General features: G+C 69.3%; 17 protein-coding genes. 7 read left to right on the top strand and 10 right to left on the bottom strand.

Features of this window, described 5'->3' with window-relative positions:
- The first annotated feature begins 128 nt into the window (after positions 1-128).
- Positions 129-1856 (top strand): S1C family serine protease, encoded by a 1728-nt coding sequence (locus ACYVAN_RS08340; RefSeq protein ID WP_460957408.1) that lies wholly within the window; start codon positions 129-131, stop codon positions 1854-1856.
- Positions 1857-2009: 153 nt separating this feature from the next.
- Positions 2010-2411 (top strand): Sec-independent protein translocase protein TatB, encoded by a 402-nt coding sequence (gene tatB / locus ACYVAN_RS08335; RefSeq protein ID WP_460957406.1) that lies wholly within the window; start codon positions 2010-2012, stop codon positions 2409-2411.
- Here tatB and ACYVAN_RS08330 read toward each other — a convergent pair.
- From ACYVAN_RS08330 to ACYVAN_RS08320, 3 genes are all read right to left on the bottom strand, one after another.
- Positions 2390-3622 carry an MFS transporter gene (locus tag ACYVAN_RS08330; RefSeq protein WP_460957404.1) on the bottom strand — a complete coding sequence of 411 codons (1233 nt, stop codon included), beginning with the start codon at positions 3620-3622 and terminating at the stop codon, positions 2390-2392. The genes tatB and ACYVAN_RS08330 overlap by 22 nt on opposite strands.
- A 155-nt stretch (positions 3623-3777) precedes the next feature.
- Entirely contained in the window at positions 3778-5367 is a 1590-nt protein-coding gene (locus tag ACYVAN_RS08325) for a leucyl aminopeptidase (RefSeq protein ID WP_460957402.1), read from the bottom strand.
- Positions 5368-5516: 149 nt separating this feature from the next.
- Positions 5517-5684 carry a DUF3117 domain-containing protein gene (locus ACYVAN_RS08320; RefSeq protein WP_460957400.1) on the bottom strand — a complete coding sequence of 56 codons (168 nt, stop codon included), beginning with the start codon at positions 5682-5684 and terminating at the stop codon, positions 5517-5519.
- 360 nt (positions 5685-6044) lie between these two features.
- Here ACYVAN_RS08320 and ACYVAN_RS08315 point away from each other — a divergent pair, with 360 nt between their 5' ends.
- Complete coding sequence (locus tag ACYVAN_RS08315; protein ID WP_460957398.1) at positions 6045-6833, top strand: enoyl-CoA hydratase-related protein; 789 nt, start codon at positions 6045-6047, stop codon at positions 6831-6833.
- A 47-nt stretch (positions 6834-6880) separates the two neighbouring features.
- Here ACYVAN_RS08315 and ACYVAN_RS08310 read toward each other — a convergent pair whose 3' ends face one another.
- The 4 genes from ACYVAN_RS08310 to ACYVAN_RS08295 all read right to left on the bottom strand — a co-directional run bounded on the left by ACYVAN_RS08310 (position 6881) and on the right by ACYVAN_RS08295 (position 8734).
- A complete protein-coding gene (locus ACYVAN_RS08310; RefSeq protein ID WP_460957396.1) occupies positions 6881-7474 on the bottom strand; it encodes a DNA-3-methyladenine glycosylase I in 594 nt (197 codons plus the stop codon).
- A gap of 69 nt (positions 7475-7543) precedes the next feature.
- Complete coding sequence (locus ACYVAN_RS08305) at positions 7544-7993, bottom strand: SRPBCC family protein (RefSeq protein WP_460957394.1); 450 nt, start codon at positions 7991-7993, stop codon at positions 7544-7546.
- Between the two features lie 3 nt (positions 7994-7996).
- Positions 7997-8338 carry a DivIVA domain-containing protein gene (locus ACYVAN_RS08300; RefSeq protein WP_460957392.1) on the bottom strand — a complete coding sequence of 114 codons (342 nt, stop codon included), beginning with the start codon at positions 8336-8338 and terminating at the stop codon, positions 7997-7999.
- 57 nt (positions 8339-8395) lie between these two features.
- Entirely contained in the window at positions 8396-8734 is a 339-nt protein-coding gene (locus ACYVAN_RS08295; RefSeq protein WP_460957390.1) for a PadR family transcriptional regulator, read from the bottom strand.
- A 230-nt stretch (positions 8735-8964) separates the two neighbouring features.
- On the opposite strand from ACYVAN_RS08295, the gene ACYVAN_RS08290 reads away from it, so the two are divergent.
- Both ACYVAN_RS08290 and ACYVAN_RS08285 read left to right on the top strand, forming a co-directional pair.
- Positions 8965-9318 carry a hypothetical protein gene (locus tag ACYVAN_RS08290; protein ID WP_460957388.1) on the top strand — a complete coding sequence of 118 codons (354 nt, stop codon included), beginning with the start codon at positions 8965-8967 and terminating at the stop codon, positions 9316-9318.
- A 173-nt stretch (positions 9319-9491) separates the two neighbouring features.
- Positions 9492-11114, top strand: a complete 1623-nt coding sequence (locus ACYVAN_RS08285; protein WP_460957386.1) for a CocE/NonD family hydrolase — start codon at positions 9492-9494, stop codon at positions 11112-11114.
- 50 nt (positions 11115-11164) lie between these two features.
- Here the strand turns inward: ACYVAN_RS08285 and ACYVAN_RS08280 are convergent, their stop codons facing one another.
- Together ACYVAN_RS08280 and ACYVAN_RS08275 are read right to left on the bottom strand one after the other, a co-directional pair.
- Positions 11165-11743: an LOG family protein gene (locus ACYVAN_RS08280; RefSeq protein WP_460957384.1), complete on the bottom strand. Its 579-nt coding sequence runs from the start codon at positions 11741-11743 to the stop codon at positions 11165-11167.
- A complete protein-coding gene (locus ACYVAN_RS08275; protein WP_460957382.1) occupies positions 11740-12525 on the bottom strand; it encodes an LOG family protein in 786 nt (261 codons plus the stop codon). Before ACYVAN_RS08275 ends, ACYVAN_RS08280 begins: the two co-directional genes overlap by 4 nt.
- 320 nt (positions 12526-12845) lie before the next feature.
- Between ACYVAN_RS08275 and ACYVAN_RS08270 the strand changes: the two genes are divergently transcribed.
- A complete protein-coding gene (locus tag ACYVAN_RS08270; protein WP_460957380.1) occupies positions 12846-13841 on the top strand; it encodes a slipin family protein in 996 nt (331 codons plus the stop codon).
- A gap of 69 nt (positions 13842-13910) precedes the next feature.
- On the opposite strand, the gene dapE is transcribed toward ACYVAN_RS08270, so the two are convergent.
- Positions 13911-14987, bottom strand: a complete 1077-nt coding sequence (gene dapE, locus ACYVAN_RS08265) for a succinyl-diaminopimelate desuccinylase (RefSeq protein ID WP_460957378.1) — start codon at positions 14985-14987, stop codon at positions 13911-13913.
- A 217-nt stretch (positions 14988-15204) separates the two neighbouring features.
- On the opposite strand from dapE, the gene dapD reads away from it, so the two are divergent.
- Positions 15205-16194: a 2,3,4,5-tetrahydropyridine-2,6-dicarboxylate N-succinyltransferase gene (gene dapD / locus ACYVAN_RS08260; RefSeq protein WP_460957376.1), complete on the top strand. Its 990-nt coding sequence runs from the start codon at positions 15205-15207 to the stop codon at positions 16192-16194.
- The last annotated feature ends 77 nt before the right edge of the window (positions 16195-16271 follow it).

Below are 16271 nucleotides of genomic sequence, written 5' to 3'. Positions count from 1 at the left end.
AGGGACTTAACCTGATACCCGGCAAAATGACCCCGGGACCGGCCCATGCCGGTGGCCGGGGGGCCGCCCTCGTGTGATCCACTCATGCTCGAGGTGCCGAGCCGAAACCTTCACGAGCCCGGGGATAGATGAGCGAGCAGTCAGGAAGCCCTGCGCACCGAGCCGAAGCCGGCCGGTCGCGCCCGGAAGAAGACGCCGGAAACAACGGCGTCCGCGACGGCGCGTCACAGGGCCATGACGACCGGAACACCGGATCGGAGCCGGTGCACCCGTGGCAGGGTGGTTCCAGCGCTTTCGGAGCTCGCGTTCCGGCTGCCGAGCCCGCTTCCTCCGACGAACCGACCGAGCACGACCGAGCCGATCCGGTCACAGCCCGGAACGGCGAGACCCCGCGCCTCGAACCGCGTCCGGTGCAACGACCGGCGGTCGACCCCGCGCAGTCCGCCGCGTTCGCGCGGCCAACCGGTGTCGAGGGCAGCTTCGCCCCCGCGACCCAGCACCGGACCGCTCCGCACGTCCAGGGAGCACCACCACCGTCCGAGGCGCTGGCCGGTGCTTTCGGCCGACCGGCCGGCGATGCCGAATCGCTGCAGCGCGCCCCCGGCGACGCGCCGGAACCCAACGGCGGGGAACCCGGCGACACCTTCTGGAATGAGCGGGGCGAACGCGACCCCTGGCGCGATCCGGCGGCCGCCGCGGTCATCGGGCCCCCGGCCGTTCCGGATGAACCGCACGAGGACACCACCGAAGACGGCCCGGGTCCGCTGCTGAGCACTCGCGAGGTCCTGTTCGGGCGACGGGTGCATCCACGCACGCTGGCCACCCTGACCGCGATCGCGGTGCTGCTCGCCGTCGTCGGTGGCTTCATCGGTCGCATCACCGCCGAAGAGGGCAACCCGCTGACGAGTCCCGACGTGACCCTCACGGAGGTGGAGCCGCGAACGGACCGGCCGGTGGGCGCGGTGGCCGAGGTCGCACAGCAAGTCGTGCCCGCGGTGGTCTCGATCGAGGTTCGGGTCGGTGCTCAGGGCGGTACCGGCTCCGGCGTCGTCATCGATGGCGAGGGATACGTCGTCACCAACAACCACGTGGTCTCGATGGCCGCCGACACCCCGGACGCCGAGGTCTCGGCGGTCTTCCACGACGGGACCAGAGCGCCCGCGCGCATCGTCGGGCGGGATGTGAAGACCGACCTGGCGGTCATCAAGGTAGACGTGGCCAACCCGACCGTCGCCCGACTCGGCAGCTCCGCGGAACTCGTCGTCGGCGAAGACGTGATCGCGATCGGTTCGCCACTGGGACTGGCCAGCACGGTGACCACGGGCATCGTCAGCTCGATGCACCGGCCGGTTCGACTTGCCGGCGAGGGCACCGACACGAACGCGGTGGTCGACGCCATCCAGACCGACGCCGCGATCAATCCGGGCAACTCCGGTGGCGCGCTGGTCAACGGGAACGGTGCGGTCATCGGCATCAACAGCGCCATCCGCACCCTCGGTTCCGGTGAGGGCGGTTCGATCGGGCTGGGATTTGCCATCCCGGTCGACGATGTCCGGCGGATCGCGACCGAGTTGATCCGCACCGGAACCGTCCGGCACGCCGACCTGGGCGTCAACGCCAAATCGGTCAGCGACGGCATGGCGGACGGCGCGCAGGTCCAGAACGTGCGGGACGGCAGCGCCGCTGCCGGGGCCGGCATCGCCGAGGGCGATGTGATCACCAAGGTCGGTGACCGCAAGGTCGGGGGTGCCGACGAGCTGGTCGTGGCGGTCGACCGGCACCAGGTCGGTGAGACGGTGCCCGTGACGGTTGTTCGACAGGGCCGTGAATTGGTCCTGGACGTGCGGCTTTCCTGACCCCCGGGCTGCTAATCTGACCACGCGAGTGAGCGACATTCACCTGCACCGGATGGGCGGCGGGTTGCCGAGCCCTTTCCGGCTGCGGACCCCGGGACCTTCCCGTGGGTACGCTGAAACCCGACGTCCGCTCATCACCTGGAGGTAGTCGAGGTGTTCGACAGCATCGGCTGGTTGGAGGTGCTCGTCCTCGTCGTCGCCGGGCTGTTCATCCTCGGTCCGGAACGGCTGCCCTCGGGTGCGGCGTGGCTGGGCAGGTCCGTTCGCCAGGTGAAGGAGTACGCGACGGGCGCGCGGGATCAGCTGCAGTCCGAGCTCGGACCGGAGTTCAACGACCTGCGCAAACCGCTCGAAGACCTACGTGGGATACGCAACTTCGATCCGCGCCAGGCCGTCACCAAGCACCTCTTCGACGGGGAGAACCCGCTCCACGGGCTCACCAAGGAGAACGGGACCGGCTCCTCCTCGCGGGCCTCCGGGGCCAAACCGGAGCGGCGGCCGGAGCGACCGCTGCAGCCGGACGAGCGTCCCCCTTACGACTCCGACGCCACCTGAGGCGGTCGGCCCCGCCACGGCCCTCGACCGGCCCAACTCACCGCGATCGCCGCCAGGACGATCCACGCCGCCAACAACGCGCTCATACCCGGCCAGTTCCACATCGCGTACGCCCAGCCACCGAGCAGACCTCCGAGGCTGCTGCCCCCGTAGTAGCAGAACTGGTAGAGCGCGGCCGCTTGGCCGCGTGCCCGCGCGGACGCGCGCACTCCCACCCAGCCGCTGGCCACCGCATGAGCCGCGAAGAACCCGCCCGTGAACAGCACCAGTCCGAGCAGGATCGGGGCCACCGCGTCGGCCAGCATCAGGCCGAGACCGCAGAGCGTGATCGCGAGCCCGGCGAGCAGCGTGCCGAGCCGCCCCCAACGATCGGCGATGCGTCCGGCGAACGCGGAACTCACCGTTCCGGACGCGTAAGCCAGGAACGCCAGGGCGGCGAGAGCGGGCGGGATCGACAGCGGCGGCCCGGTCAGGCGAAAACTCAGCACGTTGTACACGGTGACGAACGACCCCATGCCCAGGGCCGCCATCAGGTAGAGGGCGCGAAGCACCGGGTCGCGCAGCGCCGGTCGCAATCCGTCCCAGCCAGGTTTCGAGTTCGAGGGCGCTTCGGGAGCCTCCCCGAAGCTCGCACTCATCCGGGAGCGTTCCGGCGGGAGCAGCAGGACGAACAGCACGGTGCAGGCGCCCGCCACCACTGCAACCGCCAGCAGGCCGCCGTGCCAGCCGGCGAAGTCGCCGACGACACCACCGATCACCCTGCCCGACATGCCACCCAGCGTCGTACCCGCGACGTACAGCCCCATCGTGGCGCCCATCCGGTGCCCGCGGGTCTCGTCCGCGAGGTAGGCGGCGACGACGGCGGCCAGACCGGCCACGGCCACGCCCTGCAGCAGGCGGGCCCCCACCAGTAGTGGGAACGACCGTATCAACGGCAGGAGCAGCCCCAGAGCTTCGGAGGCCACCAGCGCGGTCACCATCGTCCGGCGCCGACCGAGGGCTTGGGCCAGCGCTCCCATCGGCAACGCCGCGGCGGCCAGTCCCAGTGTGGCCGCCGAGATCAGCAGCGCCACCGTGCCGGCTCCCAGCGAGAACGACTCGGCCACCTGGGGTAGCACCGGCTGCGGTGCGTACAACAGCGCGAATTGACCCGTCGACCCCGCCAGCAGGGCGTACCGGATCTTGCGCATTCGGCGCGGGTCGGTGTTCACGGCGACGAACCTAGCTCGACGGCGCTGCGCTCACGCTCGGCGGGCGGCGGACCTCTCGTACATGCCGCCGCATCGAGCTCCGGCGCACGCCGTTCGCTCGGCGCGTGCCGGAGCGCTCAGCGCTGTTCGGGAGGGCCAGCCCCGTTCGGGAGGGATCAGCGCTGTTCGGCCATGTTCGCGGCGAATTCCACCAAGCTCCGCGCCGCGAACCCGGTCGCCCCGGCCACGACCTCGGAGTACGCGGATTCGGCCCGCGCCGGTCCCGCGATGTCCAGGTGCGCCCAGGGCACTCCGCCGGTGAACTCGCGCAGGAAGAGAGCGGCGGTGACGCCACCCGGGCCGGGTGGGGTCTGGCGGAGGTCTGCCAACTCGCCGCGGACGTCTTCCGCGTGGTCCGCCAGCAGCGGCATGGACCACCACTGCTCGCCCACGCGCGAGCCGACCTCACGCAGTCGCCCGGCCAGTTCCGGGTCGGACGCGAAAACGCCTGCCGTGCGCACGCCGAGCGCGACCTTCATCGCACCGGTCAGGGTCGCCACGTCGACGAGCACGTCGGGAGCGTGTCGTTCGACCGCGTAAGCCAGGGCGTCCGCGAGTACCATTCGCCCCTCGGCATCGGTGTTCCCGACTTCCGTGGTCGTTCCTCCGTAGTGCCGCACGACGTCACCCGGCCGGTAACTCGTGCCGGACACGTGATTCTCCGCCGAGGGCACGAGCGCCGTGACCCGCACCGGCAGGCCGAGCCGGGCGATCGAGAGCATCGCGCCGATCACCGCGCCGCCACCTGCCATGTCGGTGCGCATCAGATGCATGCCCTCGGCGGGTTTGATCGAGATACCGCCGGTGTCGAAGGTGATGCCTTTGCCGACGAGCACCAGGTGGGGGCCGGATTCGGCGCCTGCGGGATTCCACGACATCTCCAGCAACCGCGGCGGGCTCGCCGAACCACCGCCAACCGCGAGCACGCCGCCGAAGCCGTGGTCGGCGAGCCACTTCTCGTCGTGGACCTCGGCTTCCAGCCCGTCGACCCGGTTGGCCAGGTCGGCTGCCAGCCGGGTGAACCAATCGGGGGTCTTGACGTTGGAGGGTGCGTTGGCGAGGTCACGAGTCAACGCGGTGGCCGAAGCCCATTCCCGGGCGCGAGAGGCGGCTGCGCCGAGCGCCGCCACATCCGCGCTCTCCGAGGCGACCAGCAACGCCTTGCGCAGCCTCGGGGCGGAGGGCTTGCCGCTGACCCGGAACCGGTAGTCGCCGAGCGTGAGGCCCAGCGTCAGGGCCGAAACGCTCTCCGGGGCGACGCCCTCGGGCAACCGGACCTGCAGGTATTCGGCTTCGGCGGCGTCACCGAGGTCACCGGACTCGGCGTCGGAGTCTGCGCCCTCACCGAGACGTCCCCGCACTGCGCGGGCGAGGGCCGCGCCCGCACTCCGCCACTGATCGGGTTCGCCGGAGCCGACGCCGACGGACCAGCCGAACCTGCCGTCCGACAGCGGCACGGTCCGTACCTCGCCGACGGACGCCGTCGCGCCGAGCGTCTCCAGCAGCGCGCTGTCCACATGGAACGCATCGGCAGCGGTCGCCAGTTCGGGGCCGGACTCGCCCTCGAAGACCGGCACGGCCGCGGGCACGCCGTCCCGCCAGCGACGCACGACGTCCATCTCGGTCAATGAAGTGGGAATCACCGGAAGTAGCGAGTCATCGGCCCGCCCTGCTTTGGAACCACCGAACACCGAAGAACCGGACACAGATGTACCTTCCCGCGCGGCGGATCACCAACCGCGCAAATCCGACCCCGAGGGTCGACAACGGACGACGGCCCCGGCACCATCCTCTCGATGCCGGGGCCCCAGCGCTTCAGCCGATCGGACGCCTTCCGATCGTTCTCGCAGCGGCCTCAGCCGGTGACTGATTCGAGGGCGTCACCCAGGTTCTTGGCCTCCTCGGCCGACATCTCGACGACGAGCCGCCCACCGCCCTCGAGCGGGACGCGCATCACAATGCCTCGCCCCTCCTTCGTCACCTCGAGGGGACCGTCACCGGTCCGGGGCTTCATGGCCGCCATAGCGTGCTCCCTCCGTGAACTCTTCCCACCCACTGGTCGCCGCAACCAGCCGGGGCTGGGGCCATTCTCCCCCATCCGGACGCGGAGGCGAAACCGAGCCGATCAACTCGTGTCGGGCTTGCGCTGGTCGAATGGCGGTACGGGGTGGCAGACTCAGCCCGCATATCGGTTCGATCGCACCACGTGCAGTTACTCGTACCTGCACGCGTGAGCACGATGACACCGTGCCGGTGGTCACAGAATCGGTGCCACCACCGGGACAAAACTGTCCACTCGAGACATACCGCCACAGCGGACCGTGTCCATTGTGGAAACCGGGTTCGATCAGCGCGCGAACCCAGACCGACGAAGGGGCGAAAAGTGTCCGATGTACTGCTGACCGACAACACCGAGGGTGTGCGCCTGCTCACGTTGAATCGCCCGGAAGCGTTCAACTCCCTCAACGTCGAGCTCAAGCAGAGCCTGATCACCGCACTGCGTGAGGCCGCTGCCGACGACTCCGTCCGTGCCGTGGTCATCACCGGCAACGGCAAGGCGTTCTGCGCCGGTCAGGACCTCAAGGAGCACATCGCCCTGCTCGAAGCGGGCGATCCTTCCCCGCTGCGGACCGTCGAGGAGCACTACAACCCGCTCATCCGCGCGGTGACGACCATGCCCAAGCCGGTGATCGCGGCCGTCAACGGCAGCGCCGCCGGGGCGGGCGCCTCCCTGGCCTACGCCTGCGACCTGCGCGTGGCGGCACCCGAGGCGAAGTTCCTGATGGCCTTCGCCAACGTGGGGCTGTCCACCGACTCGGGTGCGTCCTGGACGCTTCCCCGACTGATCGGCTACGGCAGGGCGATGGAGATGCTGTTGCTGGCCGAACCGGTCGGCGTGGAGGAAGCCCACCGGATCGGGATGGTCAACCGCGTGGTCGGTTCGGGCGAGGCCACCGAAGCGGCCACCGAGCTCGCCAAGCGCATGGCCGCGGGGCCGACCAGCGCGTACGCGCGGATCAAGGAGAGCATGCTCGCGGCCGCGGCGGAAGGGCTCGACGAGGCGCTCGCGGTGGAGGCCGGTGCACAGGACGAATCCGGCAGGACCTCGGATCACCGGGAAGCCGTGCAGGCGTTCGTCGAGAAGCGGGACCCGCGCTTCACCGGGCACTGATCCACCGGTTCAACACCGCTCAGCGGTTCAACACCGCTCCGGCCTCGTCACGTCGCGCGCCAGCAGCCGACCAGGTGGTCGTCGACCATGCCGGTCGCCTGCATCAGGGCGTAGCACGTGGTGGGGCCGACGAAGGTGAATCCCCGCCGCTTGAGGTCCCGGGCCATCGCGGTTGACTCCGGCGTGATCGCGGGTACGTCGGCGATCGTCCCCGGTCGCCGACGACCCGTCTCCGGCGCGAACGACCAGAGCAGCTCGTCGAGCGGTTCCGCGAGCTCGACCACGGCACGCGCGTTGCCGATCGCGGCGTCGATCTTCGCGCGGTTGCGGACGATGGCGCTGTCGCCCAGCAGCCGCTGCCGGTCGCTCTCGCCGTACGCGGCCACGCGATCGGGTCGGAACCCGGCGAAGGCCGCGCGAAAGGCCGGGCGCTTGCGCAGAATCGTCAGCCACGAGAGTCCGGACTGGAATGATTCCAGCGTCAGACGTTCGAAGAGCGCCTGTTCACCGCGCAACTCGACGCCCCACTCGGTGTCGTGGTACTCGGCGTAGTCGGCTGCCTGCACTCCCCACGGGCATCTCGGTCTGCCATCCGGCCCGACCACCACACCCGGGTCCGGTTGTTCCACGGACTCAGCCATCAACCACTCCTCCATCGCTCGACGAAGCCATCGGCATTCCGGACGGGCTCCGCGAGTCCGACGAACCGTTCACACGCCTTCCGCGTAACGGCCGCACCAGGATTCGAACCGGTTCAGCGAACGCCGCAGCCCCCATCTGACGGCGGGACGGAGCACCGGCCACACCAGGCCCGCCCCGGTGGGCAGCTCCAGGCGCTCCCACCACACGAAGGTCGCAGCACGCGGGCCGTGGGCGATCACGTCGAACCCTCCCGTACCGCTCACCAGCGCGCCGGTGTGCCGTACCCGGCAGCGCGTCGGCGGCCGGAACTCGACTATCTCCATCCGGTCGAGGAAACCGACATCGCGCAGACCGGTGAACGCCGCGAGCTCGGATCCGGCCCCGCCGTCGCCCGCGAGCACGAACACCTCGGTGCCCAGCATCCATTCGCCCTGCTTGGGCCAGTCGGTCGCCGCGTCCCACACCGTCTCGGCCGCCTGCCCGACCTGAACGCTCAACCGCAGTTCTCCGACACCCACGATTCAGTCCTCCGATTCGGGCGACCGGCCCTTCGCCAGCTGTTCCCCTGCCACGTCGAGTTGTCTTTCGAGGACGGCGATCCGGCCGTGCAACTCGTCGATCTCTCCCGCGAGTCGATTGAAGGCCCAGTCGACCTCGGACATCTTGTAGCCGCGAAGCACCTGCTGAAACCGGAGTTCCCGCACGTCGCTCCCGGACACGTCGTTGGGCGGGAGCCTGGTCGGGGTCATGCCCGGTGGCAACGCCTCCAACTCTTCGCCCCGACCGAAGACGATCGAAGCGAGCAGGAACACGATCGCGGCAACCGCGAGCACGACGAGCAGGTATATGAGCGCACTAGCCACGCCATAGATCCTGGCACGGCCGACCACCGGGTGCGCCAACGACCGGACTCACCACGCTCAGGCCCGCACCGGCTCCGGGCGAATGTCGAGAACGCCTTCGATCGCCGCGGTGAACTCCCGCCACGCTCGCCGTTCGGTTTGCAGAGCTTGCGCGCCGGTCCGGGTCAGTCCATAGGTGCGACGCTGGCGTCCACCCACCGTGCTCCACTCGCTGTGCACGTACCCGGCTCGTTCAAGTCTCCGCAACGCCGGGTAGACGGTTCCGGTCGGTAGATCGAGCGCCCCGCCGCTGCGATCCTGCAGTGCCTCGATAATCGCGTAGCCGTGCAACTGCCTGCCATCCAAGGTCGCCAGCAGGAGCGCATCCAGGTGACCACGTAGCGCATCAGCTTTCACGAGTAGCCACTCTACGGTCCCGCCAGGTCAACTGTCACCGCTACGCGCAAGAGGACTTAGGTCCTTTTCCGATTCGAACCCGGCGTGACCTGCCTCATGGCCGGCCGGGCCGCGATGGGCCGATCGAGTGGATCATTTTCGATCGGCCGCCGCACATCGACCGCTGCCCCAGACTTTCGAGCCAATGCGGCGGTTCGGTGGGGCGAGCCACCGGGGAGGAGCGACGCGGTATGTCCGAGTACGACCAACGAGCGACCGGGGACGGGCCGGAAGTTCACCCGGCCACGGCCGCCCGCCCCGGGGCCGGTGGCCCGGCGATGGAGAAGTTCCGGAACTACATCAACGCCCTCGTCGGGGTGATCGCGGACCACCCCGAACCGAGCCTCGAACGGGATGAGGCCCAGTGGCGGATCGAGGAGCTCGCCGACGAGCTGTCCGCAACTGAGCCGAGCGCACCGCGGGTCAGGTCCCGATGGCTCCGACTCGCGCCGGTACTGCTCGAGGTCCGGCCCGATGTTCCGGTCCCGGCACTCAACGGCCTGCTCGATGAAGCGTTCAACCTCGCTCGCAAGCCCCCGCCCTGACCGCGCTCGCCGCGCGGGCACTGACCGACGACTCACCCGCCGGTGCCCTCGACTCACCCGCCCCGCAGCACGTCGGCCGACCGGAGCGACTCCGCCGAATGGCCGTTGCTACTCGCCAGTAGTAAATGGTTACATCTGTGCGCTGTGCCACACAGATCGACAGGAGCCTCACCGTGCGCCGATATCCACCGCCGAGCAGACCGTCCCGGACGATCCCCGTGTTGATGGCCGCTCTGCTCAGCACGTTGATGGCGGGTTCGGTCCTCACCGCCGCGACCGCCCACGCCGCGCCCGGGGTCGACATCAGCTCGCACCGCATCCCGGGCGCGGACGGCGTACCGCTCGACGCGAAGGTGATCGAGCCACGCGGCGACGGCCCGCACCCCGTGCTGGTCATGCCCGCGAGCTGGGGCACACCGAACATCGAGTACGTCGGCGCGGCAGCGGAAATGGCCTACGAATCCGGATACGTCGTCGTCAGCTACACCGCGCGTGGCTTTTACGCTTCCGGCGGTGAAGTCGAGGTCGCCGGTCCCGAAGACGTCGCCGACGCCTCGAAGGTGATCGACTGGGCACTGGCCAACACCGACGCGGATCCGGACGCCGTCGGCATGGCGGGCATCTCCTACGGTGCGGGCATCAGCGCTATGACCGCGGCCGCCGACCGCCGTGTCCGGGCGATCTCGGCGATGAGTGGCTGGTCCGACCTCGTGGCCTCGCTCTATCCGAACCGGACGGTCAGCACCCAAGGTGCCGAGCTGCTGCTGGGCCTCGGACACCTGACCGGCCGCTTCGGCGACGACCTCAGCGAACTGGAACGCGCGTACCGGGCCGGGCGGGTCGAAGAGGGCCTCGACATGGCGCCCGAACGCGCGCCGCTCAACAAACTCGACGAGCTCAACTCCCACGGCACCGCCGTCATGCTGGCCAACGCCTGGGGCGACTCGCTGTTCCCGCCCCAGCAGATGGCCTCGCTGTACAAGGGATTGGCGGGGCCGAAGCGGTTGATGCTCGCTCCCGGCGATCACGCGACCCCGGAGCTGTTCGGCGCAGCGGGCCTGCCCAACCACATCTGGGACTCGACCAAGCGTTGGTTCGACCACCACCTGCGCGGCATTCCGAACGGGATCGACGGTGAATCTCCCGTCCAGGTCGAACCGGTCAACGGCGGACCGTGGCGCGGCTACGCGGACTGGGATGCGGCCACCGGCGAGGTGGAGACCCGGCACCTGGGCGCAGCTCGGCAGGAGCACCCGTTCGCGCCCGCCACCGGCGCGCTGTCCACCGAGGAACAGCCCGGCTGGAGCAACGAGATCCAAGCAGGCCGTCCCACCCTCGCCGACAGCGGGACCGTCATGATCAGCGGCGCGCTGCAGGGCACCTTCAACATCCCCACCGGGGTGTCGGTCCCGCTCGTGGATCGAACCGCCGCAGGGGTGTGGGCCACCGAGCCCTACGAGCGGTCGGTAACCGTCAGCGGCGCACCCCGACTGACCACGACCGTCACACCGGAGGCTGAAACGACCTCGCTGTTCGCCTACCTCTACGACGTCGACCGGGCGGGCGCGGGCAGTCTGATCACGCACAAACCGATCACGTTGCGAGACGCCTCACCCGGACGACCGCAGCAGGTCGACCTCCCGCTGGAACCGACGAGCTGGGAAGTACCGGCCGGTCATCGGCTCGCGCTGGTCGTGGACACCGTGGACCCGCGCTACGAGAGCGCGGATGCGTCCGCGGTCACCTTCGGTTCGTCCGAGCGGACTCCGTCCACGTTGGAGATCCCGCTGGGTTGAGCCGCGTCACTCCGGGGCCCGGACAGCCGGGCCCCGGACGACCGGGGAGGTCAGTCCCCCGCCGGGATTCCGGCACCCCCGCAGGCGTCCAGCGCGGCCTCGACATCGGTCACCCGGATCAACGAGTCCAGGGAACGTTGGGAGGCGAACCCGGTGTCGACCATTTCCTGGACCCATTCCAGCAACTTCTTGTAGTGACCGTTCGGGTCGAGGATCACGACCGGCTTGGTGTGCATGCCGATGTAGTGCGAAGTCCAGACCTCGAACAGTTCCTCGCACGTGCCGACGCCTCCGGGCAACGTCAGGAACGCGGACGCGTGCGCGTCCATCAGCCCTTTTCGCTCCCGCATGGTGTCCACGACGAGCAGCTCGTCCGCCTCGGAGTCCGCGACTTCGAGATCGACCAGAGCGCGCGGAATGACGCCTACCGTACGGCCACCACCGGCCCGCGTGGCCCGCGCCACCTCGCCCATCATGGATACCCGGCCACCGCCGGAAACCAGGGTCCAGCCGCGGTCGGCGATGGCCTTGCCCACCGACGCCGCCAGGTCGAGATGTTCCTGGGGAACGTCGCGGGATGCGCAGTACACGCAGACGGCGACGTCCACAGCGGGTTCACGATCGGTCAATGTGCGTCCTCCCATGCTTGGTACGCCTCCTGCACGATGCTCACGACGTCGTCGATGTCGTCGGTCACGTGCAACAGCGCCAGGTCCTTCTCGCCGATCTTGCCCGACCCGTACATCGAGTCCCGCACCCAGTCGTAGAGACCCTGCCAGTACGACCGTCCGAAGAGCACGACCGGGAACTTCGTCACCTTCTTCGTCTGCACCAGCGTGAGCGACTCGAAGAGCTCGTCCATGGTGCCGAACCCGCCGGGCAAGCAGACGAACGCCTGCGCGTACTTGATGAACATCGTCTTGCGGGCGAAGAAGTAGCGGAAGTTGACCCCGAGGTCCACCCAGGGGTTCAGGCCCTGCTCGAAGGGCAACTCGATACCCAGCCCGATCGAAAGACCACCTGCTTCCGACGCTCCCCGGTTAACGGCCTCCATGGTTCCCGGCCCGCCTCCGGTGATCACCGCACAGCCGATGTTCGCCAGTGCCGCGCCCAACTCGACCCCGGACTGGTACTCGGGATGCTCACGAGGTGTGCGGGCGGACCCGAACACCGTCGCCGCGCGAGGCACCTCCGCCAGCGCGCCGAAGCCCTCGACGAACTCCGCCTGGATCCGCAGCACCCGCCAGGGGTCGGTGTGCACCCAGTCGGTCGGACCGCGTGAATCGAGCAGCCGCTGGTCGGTGGTGGTGGGTTCCTCCAGCCTCGATCTGCGCAGTACCACCGGACCGCGCTGCTTCTCGTGCGGGCGGCTGTCGCCGTTGGGGCCGCTACGGGGACCTTCGATAGTCATGCGACCGAGGGTAGGCACCCGGAACGAACATCGGGTGAGCCGACAGTGTCGGCGTGGTGCAGCGCCGCAGCACGCCGAGCCGACTCCGGTCCGGCCGGACCCCTCGGGCCACACCCGCCCCAGCGGCAGCCGATTACCACCGCCACCCCTCGTCACCTGCTGCGAAGTGGATTCACCCGGTCGATCGGCGGCGTACGATACAGGGAGAAGATCGGTGGTGCCGACGGTCGACGGCAGGCACACCACGCAGGTCTACGACGATCTACGCGGGCGCTCGGCGCGCCGTCGGGCACGACTTCACTCGAGCCCGGGAGTGCATCATGCTCATCGAACTCATCGTCGTCATCCTCGTGCTCGGCATCCTCTACATCGGCGCCAGCGCGAAAATCATCAAGCAGTACGAGCGCGGTGTCGTGTTCCGCTTCGGGCGGCTCCAGGAGAGCACGCGCGGCCCAGGACTGACCATGATCGTCCCGGTCGTCGACCGGATCCGGAAGGTCAACCTCCAGATCGTCACGATGCCGGTACCCGCCCAGGAGGGGATCACCCGCGACAACGTGACCGTCCGGGTCGACGCCGTCGTCTACTTCAACGTGACCGATCCGGTTCGGGCGGTCATCAACGTCGAGGACTACTTGTTCGCAATGGGCCAGGTCGCCCAGACGTCGTTGCGCTCGATCATCGGCAAGAGCGATCTCGACGACCTGCTCTCCAACCGCGAGCGGCTCAACCAGGGCCTCGAGGTGATGATCGACAATCCCGCACTGGGCTGGGGCGTGCACATCGATCGCGTCGAGATCAAGGACGTCTCCCTGCCCGAAACGATGAAGCGCTCGATCGCACGACAGGCCGAAGCCGAGCGTGAACGCCGGTCCCGCATCATCTCCGCGGATGGCGAGTTCCAGGCATCGAGGAAGCTGTCCGAGGCCGCGGCGGTCATGCACGACACACCGGCCGCACTCCAGCTGCGCCTGCTGGAAACCGTCGTGGAGGTCGCGGCCGAGAAGAACTCCACCCTCGTCCTGCCGTTCCCGGTAGAACTGCTGCGCTTCGTCGATCAGACCGGGCACGACGGGAAGACCGGCCAGAAGCAGAAGGAGGAGCTCTCCGCCGACGAGTCCGCCGAAACCGCGGTGGAGACCATCCCGCCAGCGGACGTCCCCGCCCGAACCGACGTGATCGCGCCGTCCGGCGTCGCACCGGCAGCCGACACGCCGGAACCCGAGGGGCCGGAAGCCCCCGCACCGGAGCCGCACGCACCGGAACCCCGCACGCCGGAATCGGCCGAAGACAACAGAACCGTTTCGCAGAACTGAGTCCCACCGGCCCGACGGTCGCCGACCTGCCGAGGAATCGCCGACCGTCCGGCCGGCCCGTACTCCCGGTCAGCTGAGGAAGCGGTGCAACACCTCGGCGCAGCGCCGGATCTCCGCCACGCGGACGTGTTCCTGCTGGGTGTGCGCCAAGGTCGGCGCCCCGGGCCCGAAGTTGACCGCGGGCAGACCGCGCGCGGCGAAGCGGGCGACGTCCGTCCAGCCGAGCTTGGCCACCGGCTCCCCCTCCGATGCAGCGACCAGGTCGGCCGTGGCCGGTTCGGTGAGCCCGGGCAGTGCCCCCTGCGAAGCGTCGACCACGGTGAGTTCGTAGCCGTCGAAGATCTCGCGCACGTGCGCTTCCGCTTCGGCCAACGACGTGTCGGGCGCGAACCGGTGGTTGACGGTCACCACGCACGAGTCGGGGACCACGTTGCCCGCGACCCCACCGTCGATCCGCACCGCCTGCAGCCCTTCGTGGTACTGCAGGCCGTCGATGATCGGATTCCGCGGCACGTAGTCGACGAGCCGCTGCAGCACCGGCTGCGCGGCGTGGATCGCGTTGCTGCCCATCCAGGCCCGTGCGGTGTGCGCGCGGGCGCCGCCCGTACGGACCTCCACCCGCAGGGTTCCCTGGCAGCCGGCCTCGATCACCGCGTTCGACGGCTCGCAGACCACCGCGAGGTTCCCGGTGAGCCAGTCGGGCAGCTCCCGCTCGATGCGGTTGAGGCCGTTTCGCTCGGCGGCGATCTCCTCGCAGTCGTAGAACACGAAGGTCAGATCGTGGCGCGGCTCGGCCAGTGCCGCGGCGACGTTGAGCATCACCGCGTCACCGCCCTTCATGTCGACGGTCCCGCACCCGTGCAGCGTCGCTTCCGTTCCGGTGCCGGTCCAGTGGGACGGCAGGTTGTCGTTGATCGGCACGGTGTCCAGGTGTCCGGCGAGCACGACCCGGGAGTCGCGCCCCAGATCCGTCCGCGCCAGCACGGCGTCCCCGTTGCGCACGACCTCCAGGTGTGGAGCCTGGCTGCGCAGTGCCTGCTCGACCGCGTCGGCGAGCGTCTTCTCGTCTCCGGAGACGCTGGGCACGTCCACCAGAGCAGCGGTCAGTTCGACGGGGTCGGCGGTGAGGTCCAGCGGTGCGGTCACGCCCGGCAGGTTACCCTCGAATCCGCCGCCGAGGCGTCACCGGCCACCTGTCCGGCCCGTTCCGACTCCGGTGGAGCCGCCCCGCACCGGGGCTAGTCAGCCCGATCCCAGGCGAGCCCGAAGCCCGGCTCAATACCCTCCGTGCCCAGCCGATTCCGGAGCGCGACAGCCCACCCCTACTCGGCCGTAGCTCCCGATGCCGATTACCGTTTTTCGCATGAGCAGCGCACAGAACCCCGATCCGCAGAGCACCGGTGCCCACGGCGTGGGCCTGGCCACCGTGACCGATGACGGAACGGTGCTGGACACCTGGTTCCCCACTGTCAAGATCGGCGAACCGGGCGAATCCGGCAGCACTCGGCTGTCGACCGACGAAGCGGCACAGGCCCTCGGCGAAACCGGCGCGGCACTGCTCGGCCACGACAACGCGCGCGGGGTCGAGGTCGTCGCCGTGCGTACCACCATCGGCAGGCTGTCCGACGAGCCCGCCGACACCCACGACCTGTACCTGCGCCTGCACCTGCTCTCGCACCGGCTCGTGCGCCCGCACGGCCAGAACCTGGACGGGATGTTCGGTCTGTTGTCCAACGTCGTGTGGACCAACCACGGCCCGTGCCCGGTGGAGGGCTTCGAGGCGGCCCGGATGCGGCTGCGCGCACGTGGCAACGTCACGGTCTACAGCATCGACAAGTTCCCGCGCATGGTCGACTACGTCACGCCGTCCGGCGTGCGCATCGGTGATGCCGATCGCGTGCGCCTGGGTGCTCACCTGGCCAGTGGGACCACCGTGATGCACGAGGGCTTCGTGAACTTCAACGCGGGCACGCTCGGCGCCTCCATGGTCGAAGGTCGCATCTCGGCGGGCGTGGTCGTCGGTGACGGTTCCGACGTCGGCGGTGGCGCCTCGATCATGGGCACTCTCTCCGGTGGCGGCAAGGAGGTCATCTCCGTCGGCGAACGCTGCCTCATCGGCGCCAACGGCGGCGTCGGCATCACCCTCGGCGACGATTGTGTGGTCGAGGCCGGGCTCTACCTCACCGCGGGCACCAAGGTCACGCTGCCCGACGGCACCATGACCAAGGCTTGTGAGGTGTCGGGCTCGGACGGTCTGCTGTTCGTGCGCAACTCCGTCACCGGCACGGTCGAGGTCAAGAACCGCGAGGGCGGCAAGGTCGAGCTGAACGCCGCACTGCACGCCAACGACTGATTCACGGCCACCACGGAACGCGAACGCGGGGCGGGTCGATTTCTCCGGAAATCGACCCGCCCCGCGACGTTTCGGTT

The organism is Parasphingorhabdus pacifica, from assembly GCF_054779195.1.
This window is presented reverse-complemented; position numbering and strand designations above follow the sequence as displayed.